Origin of the sequence: Heyndrickxia oleronia (assembly GCF_017809215.1) — a bacterium.
GTDB lineage: Bacteria > Bacillota > Bacilli > Bacillales > Bacillaceae_C > Heyndrickxia > Heyndrickxia oleronia.
The window spans coordinates 4,482,542-4,494,280 of the sequence record NZ_CP065424.1 but is presented as its reverse complement, the minus strand read 5'-3'; the positions used below and the strand labels follow the sequence as shown (position 1 = coordinate 4,494,280).

Sequence of the window (11,739 nt, the reverse complement as noted above, 5' to 3'; positions counted from 1 at the left end):
TACTCCTTTTTTTTATACTTGACAATAGTCAGAATACTGGATATATTAAATTTTAAGTAATTCCAAGTTTTCTTATAGGAATATATAATTTAGTTTTTTCTTATCTAGAGCGGTGGAGGGACTGGCCCTATGATACCCGGCAACCTTAATCTCCTTGATTAAACGGTGCTAATTCCAGCAGAGCAAATAGGTTCTGAAAGATAAGAGGAGATTGTTCAAGTATTTTGAGCCTTTCTTCTTTTCGGTAGAAGAAAGGTTTTTCGATTTTTAGGGGTGATGAAAAAGTGGGTAGTTGAAGATGGTATCCTTTTTGTTGGCAAAGGTACAGAAAAATGTAAAGAGAGGGGATTTTTTCATGGAGAACAAAAGGAAGGTAGTTAGCATTATTAGTTGTTTGGCATTCGTTATGTTATTGGCAGGCTGTACAACATCAGCAAATCATTCATCAACCGATGAAAATGGAACGAAGATTCGTAAAGTGAAAGTAGCTTTTGATCAATCCTCCAAGCCTATTTCATACATAGATGAGAATGGGAATCCAACTGGGTATGATGTAGAGGTAATGAAATTAGTCGATAAACTCTTACCTGAATATGAATTTGAGTATGTAGGTACAACGAGTGATGATTTACTATTAGGGGTAGAACAAGGGAAATTTCAGGTTGGAGTAAAAAATGCATTCTGGACCGAAGAAAGGACAAAGAAATTTATTTATCCTAAAGAATTTCTTGGACTGAGTAGTACAGGACTTGTATTAAAGAAAGAAAATAAGGAGATTAAAAGTTTAGAAGACTTTGCTTCTGCGGGATACACCCTCGCACCGATTGCCGCAAATAATGCTCAGTATACAGTTATTGATGAATATAATCAGTCACACCCAGATAATAAAATTAAGCTCAAGGCAGGAGAAACCTTTTCGGTTGATGTTGTTCAATGGGTGAATGAAGGACGTGTAGATGGTGGAGTAATGATTGAGGGTCCTTTTAAAAAACAGGTAGAGGAGAAAAATGGTCCTTATCATCATTTAGTTAATGATGTTGTCTATAATGAATTCGCCGTAATAAAAACCTGGCCACTATTTAATAAAAAAGAGCAGGAATTTGCGGATGCATATGACCAAGCGATCAAACAACTGCAAGAAAAAAAAGAAACGAATGAGTTAAGTAAGAAATTTTACGGAAGAGATTTATTTGAAGTATTAGATCAAGCGAAAAAGTAGGGAAAATGGAGGGGGATAATGGAAAAATACTTTGATGCATCTTATATATTCAAATCCATCCCAATGCTGCTTCCTTTTCTAAAAGTAACATTTATTGTTACTGGCTTATCGGTAATGTTTGGAACCATTCTAGGGTTTATTTTGGCGATGGGGAAAATAGGAAAAGGTAAAATTGCTAGAAAAATTGCTAATGGCTACACCACTGCCTTAAGATGTACGCCATCGATTGTTTTGTTATTTCTAGTCTATTATGGGGTTCCAGCACTATTAGAAAAATTTTCAGTTCAGACTAGTAATGTAGACAAAATTGTTTTTGTAGTAATTACTTTTTCTCTTCAGTTTGGCGCATTTATGTCTGAAGTAATAAGGAGTGCGTATGAATCTGTGGATAAAGGGCAATTCGAGGCTGCTGTTAGTGTGGGATTAAGTCCTTTTCAGGCATATAGAAGAATTGTCTTTCCACAGGCATTTGTAGTAGCTATTCCAAACTTTGGAAACAGTCTATTGGAGTTAATTAAAGAAGGCTCTTTAGCATATACGATCGGCCTAATAGATGTAATGGGGAAAGCCAATCTCATTATTGCAAGTAATTATAATGCACATGCTTTAGAGATCTATTTGGCATTATCGATCATCTATTGGATTATTTCTATTGTGATCGAACAAGTATTTTTAAAATTTGAAAAGGGATTTAGTAAAGGAAAACAATCATTGAAATCAACATAAGGAGGAACGCGAGTGCAGGGTAGCTTTAATCTTGAGTTTTTAGTCGATACGTTTTTTGTTGCTTTATCAGGCGTACCCACTGCCTTAATTATAACGATTGTCGCATTAATAGTCGCCTCACCATTTGGTTTTTTATTGGCATTAACAAGAATTAATCGCATCCCAATTTTAAGTCAATTTTCGAGAATATATGTTTCATTTGTTCGTGGAACACCTGTAATCGTTCAGATATTTATTATCTATAACAGCGTACCTTTAGTAATATCATCATTATTCTCTAAGCTCCATATAGATAAAAATGTTTATGAGGTGAATCCGATATGGTATGCATTTATTGTATTTTCTCTAAATACGATTGCCATCTTAATTGAAATTTTTCGTTCCTCATTAATAACAGTAAGTAAAGGACAATTAGAAGCTGCCCAATCTGTCGGATTAACGAATGTTCAAGCCTATCGAAGAATTATTATTCCACAAGCATTAGTGGTGGCATTGCCAAATATTTGCACCGCTACGGTAAATCTGATTAAAGCAACTTCCTTAGGCTATGCTATGTCCTTACCTGAAATTACATTAAAGGCAAAGGTAGCCGCAAATGTAGGATATAACTATGTTGAGGCCTATATTGATATTTTTCTCGTGTATTTGATTATTTGTAGCTTAACGGAATATGGGTTCAAGCTATTTGAAAGAAAACTTAGCTCCTATAAAACAACTACAGCAAAAGGGGGGCAACAGTATGCTTGAAATTAAAAATGTGCATAAAACATTTGGGAAAAGTGAAGTATTAAAAGGGGTAAATTTGAGCATAAGTAAAGGAGATGTTGTTGTTATTCTTGGTCCTAGCGGATCTGGTAAAACGACATTGTTAAGATGCATTAATTTTCTTGAAAGGGCCGATCAAGGTCAGGCTGTTTTTGGGAATATGAATGTAAATCTTAAAGCAGCTACTAAAAAACAAATTCATGAGGTCAGGCAAAAGGTTGCGTTTGTTTTTCAAAATTATAATCTTTTTAATAATAAAACAGCATTAGAGAATGTAACAGAAGGTTTAATTATTGGAAGGAAAATGATAAAAGAAAAAGCAATTGAAATTGCAAAGAAATCTTTGGATAAGGTTGGATTATCGGATAAATATAATGCTTATCCAAATGAATTGTCAGGTGGGCAACAACAAAGAGTAGGTATTGCAAGAGCGATCGCGTTGAATCCAGAGATTATCTTATTTGATGAACCTACTTCAGCTCTTGATCCTGAGCTGGTTGGTGAGGTTTTAAACATCATGAAGAAGATTGCCAATGAAGGAACGACAATGTTGGTAGTTACACATGAAATGTCATTTGCACAGGATGTAGCTAATCGTGTTGTATTTATGGATGAAGGTACGGTAGTAGAGGAAGGGACACCGAAGGAAATTTTTACACAACCTAAGGAAGAAAGGACACAACAGTTCTTAAAACGAGTCCTACCGAAGGAATATATTTATTATATTTGAGAAAAGAACAGGGTTTTCTAGTAAGAGGATAAATTTGTCCTCCTATAGACAACCCATTTCTAATGCTTAGCATTGTTGTTATTTAGGTAAATGTATTAACGTATAAAAAGAGTTTAAGAACGAGAATTCTTTTTAATTCACTGATAAACGAACTGCAAACATGAACCCTGTTACATGAAAAAAACGACGGTAGTGGTCTTTTTCAAATGTAACAAACGAACGAAACCATTAAATAGACAAATCAAGAACAATTGGGATGGGGGTATTACCAAACAAATAGACCAACAATCATTGCACTAAGTAAGGATACTCCAATCCCGCTTACTAATAGCTTCCATACATTTTTGCCAATAATTTCGGAGCTCTCTTCACCGAAAATAGAGTTGTAGGTTCCATAAATCATACCTACTGTACTAAAATTAGCAAAAGACGTTAAGAAAGTAACCGAAACTGCTATCGTATGAGGCGCCATATTTTTGAGATGGTTTTTTAGATCCATCATTGCTACAAATTCATTTGTAGAGATTTTGATGCCCATTAAAGACGCAACATACATCGCGTCTTGACTTCCTAATCCAAGTAGAAATGCAAAAGGGCTGAAAATAAATCCAAAAATCCTTTGAATTGTTAGACCATGGATAAAGAAACCTAGAATTCCATTTAAGCAAGAGGTGAGCGCTACGTAGCCAATGACCATTGCCACAATAACAATGACCATCCGCATTCCAACAAGCATACTATTTGAAATGGTTGAGAAAAAGTCTTTTCGATCTTTCTTTGGTGGGACATACACAATATTTTCCTCTTTACTCACAACAACAGGATTTAACATACTTGCAAGTAAAAGTGCGTTTAAACAATTTAAAGGAATTGCAGCAAATACATATTCTGCAGGAACCATTGATAAATAAGCACCTATAATTGATCCACTAATACTACTCATACTCATGATTCCAAATGTTAATAATCTCTTTCCTTTAAGAACCATTAACTGTTCTCGAATAACGGCTAATGCTTCTGTATTTCCTAAAAACATCATTTGAATGGAGAAAAAGCTTTCAAGCTTCGGTAGACCAGAAACCTTTGATATCACCCATCCAACCTTATCTATGATCCATTTCATAATCCCTAAATACGTAAGAATATCAAAAAAGGTAACAATGAAGATAATTGGCATTAGTGCACTGAAGAAGAAATCGACTGTCTCGTTTTTCATTACAGAAGGAAAAGCGAAAGAAATTCCCTCATTTGCACAAGAAACTAACCATGAGAAGAAGGAGGCGATTTGATCTATTACCCATGATCCTACAGTGGTTCCTAACATAAACCATGTAATGAGCAATTCAACGATTAACAAGCTAATGATCGATCGCCAATTGATTTGTTGCTTTACTGGTGAACATAGATAGATGAGAAAGCCGACAACGGAGTATGCCGAGTACATTTGTTATGAAAAACATATCATCACTCCAACACCTATTGTCCCCATAATAATAGACCCTATTCATACATGTAATTTATTAAAGATAACAAGGAAGGGATAAAAATCTCTAGTTCCTAAAAACCCCTTTATAATTATCTGTAATAATGGGGAAAATGTATGACAAACTGCGCTATTTGGTTAATATTACTAATGATATCGAAGTTGCGTATGATCTATGAAAACTTATATTATAGGTAAAAACATATGAAAAGTTCATAATTGTTGTGATATGAGGAAAGAGAGGAACGGCTTATGGAACGTTTCTTAGAAGATGTAGGATCTAATGTACAAACTTTCTTTACTATATTTGATTCGATCACCGATTTAATTTTTATTATAGAGTCAGATGGAACTTCTTTTCGCTATGTATATGCTAACCATTCAACATCTAAGGTTCTTCAATCGGGAAAAAATATTGTAGGTAAAAGGGTGGAAGAGATTGTTCCGAAAGAGCACGCTTCTAGGATGATTTCTTATTACAATAAGGTGATTTTAACAAGAAAATCAATAGAATTAATCCAGAAGATTGTAACATCTGAGGGAGAAATGATAGGAGAAACATCTTTTAATCCATTAATCCAAAATGGACAAGTAAGATATATTATAGGAATTGTCAGAGATATTACTGAAAGAAAAAGAAGAAAAGAGCAAGAAAACATAGAAACAAAAAGAAAGCTAGAGAAGAGTCAAAAACGATTATCTTCCTTGGTCGAGCATAATAGTGATGCAATTTACGAGTCGGATTTACAAGGAAATTTTATTAGTATTAATAAAGTAATTACGGAAATTACAGGGTTCCGTACAAATGAACTTGTTGGGAAATCAATTACCAACTTTATTGTTGAAGAATATTTAGAAGAAACCACTCTCCATTTTAGAAAGGCTGTGAGTGGTAGAAATGAAGAGTATGAAACTTGGATCTATACAAAGAGTGGGGAAAAGGTTCATTTAAATGTTAAAAACGTACCAATTATTGTTGATGGAATCGTAGTTGGTGTCTATGGAATTGCACAAGATATTACGGAGAAAAGTCGATTAGAAACACGGTTAAAAGAAAGTAAGCAAAGGTACAAATCCTTATTTGAGAATCATCCTGAGGCTATTTTCTCTTTTGATCTTAACGGGAATTTTACAAGTGGGAACCTGGGAGTTGAAAAGGTAACTGGTTATTCATTTGATGAGTTAATTGGAACGTCATTTATCCCTTTAGTTGATTCGAACGATCTGGAAAGAACATTATTCCATTTTAAACAAACGATTGAACAGAAAAAGTCAGTTAGCTATGAAATTAGATTAAAACCAAAGCATGGACACTCAAAAGAAGTATTAATAACCAATATTCCAATAATTGTAGATAATCACGTAGTAGGAGTACATGGAATTGCTAAAGATATTACGGAAATTAAAAAAGCACAAAAGGAACTTCAAACAAGTGAGGAGAAATTTCGATTAATTACTGAAAATGCATTTGATGTCATTAAGATGATTAATCCACAAGGAGTGATAGAGTACGTATCTCCATCGAATGAGAAAATTCTTGGTTATTCCAGTTTGGAGTACGTTGGTCAATTATTTACGAAATATATTCACCCTGATGATATTCCAATCATAAAGAAAAGATTTGAAGGCTTTCTAAAAGGCGCCAAACCAACATCTATAGAGATTCGATTACGACATAAGAAGGGGCATTATATATGGTTGGAAATTACGACTACCCCAATAATCGAACAAGGAGAAGTTATACAGTTAGTAACTGTTGCTCGAGATGTTACTGAAAAAAAGAAGCATCGTGATGAATTAGCAAAAATGGCCTTTTACGATTATTTAACTGATTTGCCGAACCGACGTACCTTTGATGATCGACTAGAGATGGCAATTCGTAATGCAAATCGTTCAAATAAGAAAGTGGCTCTTATGATGATTGATGGACGGAAATTCAAACTTGTTAACGATACATTTGGTCATGATGCTGGAGATGCAGTACTAATAGAAATGGCAAGGAGACTCAAAGCATGTGTCCGCGAAACGGATACGGTTGCGAGATTTGGAGGGGATGAAATAGGAGTAATTCTCCCAGAGATAGATTCTGTTGATATTGTAGAGGATATTGCTAAACGAATTATAGATTCATTTGAAAAACCATTAATTTTTAAACATCATCAAATTCTTTTAGGTGCAGGAATTGGCATTGCTCTGTATCCAGATCATACGATGAAAAAAAAGAATTTAATTAAGTTCGCAGATGAAGCATTATACCGTGCAAAAGAATCGAATTATAGTGACTATTTTATTTTTCATGAAAATATATAAAAATGATGCGTTAAGGAGAAGGAAGAGCCGACTTTCTGGAACAATTATGTATTAAGAGATAGTGATAGAAAATCATCACAGATTCATGTAAAATAGAAGTTATGTGAAAAAGTATCTTTGAAAAGAGGGTAACGAATGACTAAAGAATCCATCTATGGATTAACAATAGATCAATTAACAGACTGGTTTTTGGAACATGGACAAAAGAAATTTCGTGCACAGCAGGTGTGGGAATGGCTATATAAAAAACGTGTAAAAAGTTTTTCTGAAATGAGTAATATAAATAAAGATTGTATCCAATTATTAGAAGAACATTTTAACATGCATACACTACAACTTGAAATTAAACAGGAATCAAAGGATGGTACCGTTAAATTTCTATTTAAACTACCAGATGGAAATTTAATTGAAACCGTGCTAATGAGACAAAAATATGGTTTATCGGTTTGTGTAACAACCCAGGTAGGTTGTAATATCGGCTGTTCTTTCTGTGCAAGTGGAATTTTACGAAAAAATCGCGATTTAACGAGTGGTGAAATCGTTGAACAAATCATGAATGTTCAATTGCATTTAGATGAAATTGGTAAAGATGAAAGAGTAAGTCACGTAGTAGTGATGGGAATCGGAGAGCCATTTGATAACTTTACGAACTTAGTTACATTCTTAAAAAATATTAATTCACCTAAAGGTCTAGCAATTGGTGCAAGACATATTACTGTTTCAACTAGTGGACTTGCTCCTAAAATTTACGAATTTGCAGACTTAGATTTACAAGTTAATCTTGCTATTTCTTTACATGCACCTAATAATGAGCTACGTACACAAATTATGAAAATCAATCGTGCTTATCCGTTAGAGAAATTAATGCCTGCTATTGATTATTATTTAGAAAAAACAAATCGTAGAATTACATTTGAATATATTCTATTAAATGATGTGAATGACCATAAAGAGGAAGCATTACAGCTTGCTAAGCTTCTTCAAAATAAACGCCATCTTGCATATGTGAATCTCATTCCATATAACCCGGTTAGTGAACATATTCAATATAAAAGAAGTACACAAGAATCAATTATGACATTTTATGATACATTGAAAAAGAATGGAATTAATTGTGTTGTTCGTCAAGAGCATGGAACGGATATTGACGCTGCTTGTGGACAATTAAGGAGTAAGCAATTAAAGAAGGCCAATTAAATTGTATACGAAAAAAGAGGGTGACCATGTATGTCTTGCACTCCAAGTGGAATCTAACTTTGGGGATGCAGACATCATATCATCCTCTTTTTTATTTTGGCTGTTTTTGTGTAGTAGGTTGTTTTGTTAAAGCTCACCTGCCGGCTTTTACAAAAGCGGTTCTTATAGAGTTTGCAACACTTTTCTTAGTGAGTGTTAGCAGTCTTTAAATAGTTATTCGTTAAAACTTTAGTTAATTAGCAACAATGTTTAAGAAAAGAGCCTTTATTTTCGAAACATTACTTTAATAATCCCAATCGGAAGGCTGATGCCACAACCTGTGTACGATTTTTGGCTTTAAGCTTTGTCATTAAACTACTCACATAATCCCTTACTGTATGTTCACTTAAATATAGTAACTCCGCCATTTTTTTATTATCATACCCTTCAGCTAGTAAATCAAGAATCATCGTCTCTCGTTCTGTTAGATGAAGACCTGTTGTTTTTTCTATCTGTTCACTCTTCCTTGCAAAAAATAGACCAAGGCGTATGCCTACTTCTTCTAAAATATCCAGTTCCTCTTTAGAACAATCAAATTCCTCGCCTAATTGATCAAATGTTAACCATCCATATAATTGATTATCATGTGCAATTGGGATAAATATAACAGAAGATAGATTAAATAAATGGATATGCTCTTCTTTAATGAAATTTTCAGGATTCTTTAAAAAAATGGGCTGTTTCGTATTAAATAGCATTGCTTGCTTAGGATTGAGATGGCCCTTCATACTTTGTACCTTCGGAAGTTCAGAACCTATTACCCCATAGAATTGATTAGACCACGGAATATAAGCATAGAATACGCATCGTTTATAGTGAAAATACTCTTCACATTTTTTTAAGATAAATGCTAAATCATGAACACCTGAAGATAAAATAAGTAGTTTATTTAGTTGATCAATTAACTCGAACTTCGTCAATTCCTTATTTTTATTATGTTGTTTCCCATTCTTTTTGGGCACCTCAATCCATTTTTCATAGCTGAAATCAAGATAGGTAAAGATAGATAATAAAAACATTAAAAAGGAACTTGTTCGGTTATGTTTTATTTGAAGCATAAGTGTAATAAATGATTTTTCAAAGAGTAAACGAAACAAGTTAAAGCGTTTCATTGTCAAGGTTGATAATTGGGATTGGAGCCAATTGTCTAAATAACTCTTATATACGTCATTGCCATTCTGTAGGTTTGGTGATGTTAAAAATTGCAAAAATGTATCGAGTAGATTTTTGATGACTTTTCTATCAGATTCTGAGATGGCTGTTTCTAAGTTCAAGTAAGAATTGATATTTTCCTCGAGTTGTTGATGATGGGATTTAATAAATATGATAAATTGTTCAAACGTAATTTCTTCGTAATGACCTAACGCTTGTGTCATAAGAATTCAATCTCCTTAAAACAAAAAGTACCCCTATAAATGGTGGATATTCATTTTACAATTATACAGCATTATATAGGATAGTATTTAAAAATGAAAGGAGTAGGATAGAAGTATAGCCAGTGATTGAATCTATATGTTCTATATTTATTAGTAAAATTATTTACTTCTGTTTTTTCCTACTTAGGAAATAATATTAGACGAAAGAAGAGTGAAATTCATGAGACTTGAAAATAAAGTAGCTATTATTACCGGTGGTGGCACAGGTATTGGCAGGGAAACAGCTCTTTTATTTGCAAAGGAAGGGGCAAAAGTTGTCGTTACCGATATTAATCAAGATTCTGGAAATCAGACTGTAAAGGATTTACAGGCTAACGGTAACGAAGCGTTATTTATTCATCATGATGTGAGTAACGAAGATGATTGGAAAAAGGTAGCAAAAGAAACAATTGATCAGTTTGGGAAAGTAGATATTCTTTTTAATAATGCAGGTATTTATAAGATTAAGCCATTAGCAGAAATTGAATTAGACGAATGGAATCGCTTAATGTCAATCAATGTAACAGGTGTATTTTTAGGAATGAAACATATTATGCCATTAATGGCTGAACAAAAGAAAGGTTCAGTCATTAATGCCTCATCAATAGCTGGTTTAATGGGCTCTCCTGGACATGTTCTATACGGTGCAAGTAAAGGTGCTGTTCGTATTATGACTAAGGATGCTGCGATGGAATATGCTCATGTTGGTGTAAGAGTTAACTCGATCCATCCTGGATACATTGATACAGGAATGGCAGATTATGCTTCTGAGGTTACAGGAAGTTCAAAAGATGAATTAGGCAAAAACTTATTCCCTCTCGGACATCTAGGATCTGTTAAAGATGTAGCCAATACTGTGTTATTCCTTGCTTCTGACGAATCTGCTTTTTCAACAGGTGCTGAATTCGTTATAGATGGTGGGGCAACTGCAAAATAATAAATAGGTATCCTTTAAAAGAGGAGAAGAAGCGAAGTATAGTTCAAGATTTTATTGAAATGGAGCGAATAAGATGAAATTAGAGAATAAAGTAGCTATTGTAACTGGTGGAGCAAGTGGAATTGGTGAAGCAACGGTTCGCCTTTTTGCTGAGGAAGGTGCACAAGTTGTCATTGCGGATTTTTCTGATCGAGGACAAGCATTATCTGATAAGTTAAATGCCAATGGCTTCGATACATTATTTGTTAAGACAGATGTAACTAAAGAAGAAGAAATTAAACATATGATTTCTGAAACAGTGAATAAATATGGCAAGCTAGATATTATGTATGCGAATGCGGGAGTTGCAGATGATGCACCTGCACATGAGCTAACATATGAAAAATGGAAACGAACTATTGATATTAACCTATCAGGTGTCTTCCTTTCTGATAAATATGCAATCGAACAATTTCAAAAACAAGGCACTGGTGGGGTCATTGTTAATGCTGGGTCAATCCATAGCTTTGTTGCGTTACCAAATCCGACTGCTTACTCTTCTGCAAAAGGCGGGGTAAAACTATTAACACAAAATTTATGTACAGCATATGCAAAGGATGGAATTCGTGTAAATGCAGTTTGTCCTGGCTATATTGATACACCATTATTAAATAAGGTTGACCCTAAAACAAAGGATTATCTAGCATCTCTACATCCACAAGGTAGACTTGGTAAACCTGAAGAAATTGCAAAGGCGGTTTTATTCTTAGCAAGTGATGATGCAAGCTTTGTTAATGGAACAACATTACTTGTGGATGGTGGATATACTGCACATTAATAAATTGGTTTAACTAAATAAAATGGGAGTAGTCCAATAAGGATTACTCCTTTTTGCGTTTTATATTTATGGAGTGTTTTAACCAATAAAAATGAGTTGAA

10 protein-coding genes and 1 riboswitch are annotated in these 11,739 nt (G+C 33.9%); of the genes, 8 read left to right on the top strand and 2 right to left on the bottom strand.

What is annotated here, in order from left to right:
* Nucleotides 1-97 precede the first annotated feature (97 nt).
* A riboswitch (SAM riboswitch) is annotated at nucleotides 98-207 on the top strand.
* 148 nt (nucleotides 208-355) lie between these two features.
* The 4 genes from I5818_RS22580 to I5818_RS22565 are packed head-to-tail and all read left to right on the top strand — an operon-like array spanning nucleotide 356 to nucleotide 3,440.
* Nucleotides 356-1,219: a transporter substrate-binding domain-containing protein gene (locus tag I5818_RS22580; RefSeq protein ID WP_058003200.1), complete on the top strand. Its 864-nt coding sequence runs from the start codon at nucleotides 356-358 to the stop codon at nucleotides 1,217-1,219.
* A gap of 18 nt (nucleotides 1,220-1,237) precedes the next feature.
* The gene (locus tag I5818_RS22575) at nucleotides 1,238-1,945 is read left to right on the top strand and encodes an amino acid ABC transporter permease (RefSeq protein WP_058003199.1); all 708 of its coding nucleotides are present in this window, start codon (nucleotides 1,238-1,240) and stop codon (nucleotides 1,943-1,945) included.
* A gap of 12 nt (nucleotides 1,946-1,957) precedes the next feature.
* Complete coding sequence (locus tag I5818_RS22570) at nucleotides 1,958-2,692, top strand: amino acid ABC transporter permease (RefSeq protein WP_058003198.1); 735 nt, start codon at nucleotides 1,958-1,960, stop codon at nucleotides 2,690-2,692.
* Nucleotides 2,685-3,440 carry an amino acid ABC transporter ATP-binding protein gene (locus tag I5818_RS22565; protein WP_071976417.1) on the top strand — a complete coding sequence of 252 codons (756 nt, stop codon included), beginning with the start codon at nucleotides 2,685-2,687 and terminating at the stop codon, nucleotides 3,438-3,440. The genes I5818_RS22570 and I5818_RS22565 overlap by 8 nt, the downstream gene beginning before the upstream one ends.
* 265 nt (nucleotides 3,441-3,705) lie before the next feature.
* On the opposite strand, the gene I5818_RS22560 is transcribed toward I5818_RS22565, so the two are convergent.
* The gene (locus I5818_RS22560; protein ID WP_139358150.1) at nucleotides 3,706-4,884 is read right to left on the bottom strand and encodes a nucleoside transporter C-terminal domain-containing protein; all 1,179 of its coding nucleotides are present in this window, start codon (nucleotides 4,882-4,884) and stop codon (nucleotides 3,706-3,708) included.
* A 291-nt stretch (nucleotides 4,885-5,175) separates the two neighbouring features.
* On the opposite strand from I5818_RS22560, the gene I5818_RS22555 reads away from it, so the two are divergent.
* Nucleotides 5,176-7,233, top strand: coding sequence for a sensor domain-containing protein (locus I5818_RS22555; protein ID WP_078110361.1), 2,058 nt, complete (start codon nucleotides 5,176-5,178; stop codon nucleotides 7,231-7,233).
* A 135-nt stretch (nucleotides 7,234-7,368) separates the two neighbouring features.
* Complete coding sequence (rlmN, locus tag I5818_RS22550; protein ID WP_058003194.1) at nucleotides 7,369-8,430, top strand: dual-specificity RNA methyltransferase RlmN; 1,062 nt, start codon at nucleotides 7,369-7,371, stop codon at nucleotides 8,428-8,430.
* 278 nt (nucleotides 8,431-8,708) lie between these two features.
* Here rlmN and I5818_RS22545 read toward each other — a convergent pair whose 3' ends face one another.
* On the bottom strand, nucleotides 8,709-9,845 hold the full coding sequence (locus I5818_RS22545) for a LuxR C-terminal-related transcriptional regulator (RefSeq protein WP_071976414.1): 1,137 nt from the start codon (nucleotides 9,843-9,845) through the stop codon (nucleotides 8,709-8,711).
* A gap of 220 nt (nucleotides 9,846-10,065) precedes the next feature.
* Between I5818_RS22545 and I5818_RS22540 the strand changes: the two genes are divergently transcribed.
* Entirely contained in the window at nucleotides 10,066-10,821 is a 756-nt protein-coding gene (locus I5818_RS22540) for an SDR family NAD(P)-dependent oxidoreductase (RefSeq protein WP_071976413.1), read from the top strand.
* Between the two features lie 73 nt (nucleotides 10,822-10,894).
* Complete coding sequence (locus I5818_RS22535; RefSeq protein WP_078110359.1) at nucleotides 10,895-11,638, top strand: SDR family NAD(P)-dependent oxidoreductase; 744 nt, start codon at nucleotides 10,895-10,897, stop codon at nucleotides 11,636-11,638.
* Nucleotides 11,639-11,739: the final 101 nt, after the last annotated feature.

Coding starts and splice junctions, on each gene's coding strand:
- I5818_RS22580 (WP_058003200.1), top strand. CDS start 356: ATGGAGAACAAAAGGAAGGTAGTTAGCATTATTAGTTGTTTGGCATTC.
- I5818_RS22575 (WP_058003199.1), top strand. CDS start 1,238: ATGGAAAAATACTTTGATGCATCTTATATATTCAAATCCATCCCAATG.
- I5818_RS22565 (WP_071976417.1), top strand. CDS start 2,685: ATGCTTGAAATTAAAAATGTGCATAAAACATTTGGGAAAAGTGAAGTA.
- I5818_RS22560 (WP_139358150.1), bottom strand. CDS start 4,884: ATGTACTCGGCATACTCCGTTGTCGGCTTTCTCATCTATCTATGTTCA.
- I5818_RS22555 (WP_078110361.1), top strand. CDS start 5,176: ATGGAACGTTTCTTAGAAGATGTAGGATCTAATGTACAAACTTTCTTT.
- rlmN (WP_058003194.1), top strand. CDS start 7,369: ATGACTAAAGAATCCATCTATGGATTAACAATAGATCAATTAACAGAC.
- I5818_RS22545 (WP_071976414.1), bottom strand. CDS start 9,845: ATGACACAAGCGTTAGGTCATTACGAAGAAATTACGTTTGAACAATTT.
- I5818_RS22540 (WP_071976413.1), top strand. CDS start 10,066: ATGAGACTTGAAAATAAAGTAGCTATTATTACCGGTGGTGGCACAGGT.
- I5818_RS22535 (WP_078110359.1), top strand. CDS start 10,895: ATGAAATTAGAGAATAAAGTAGCTATTGTAACTGGTGGAGCAAGTGGA.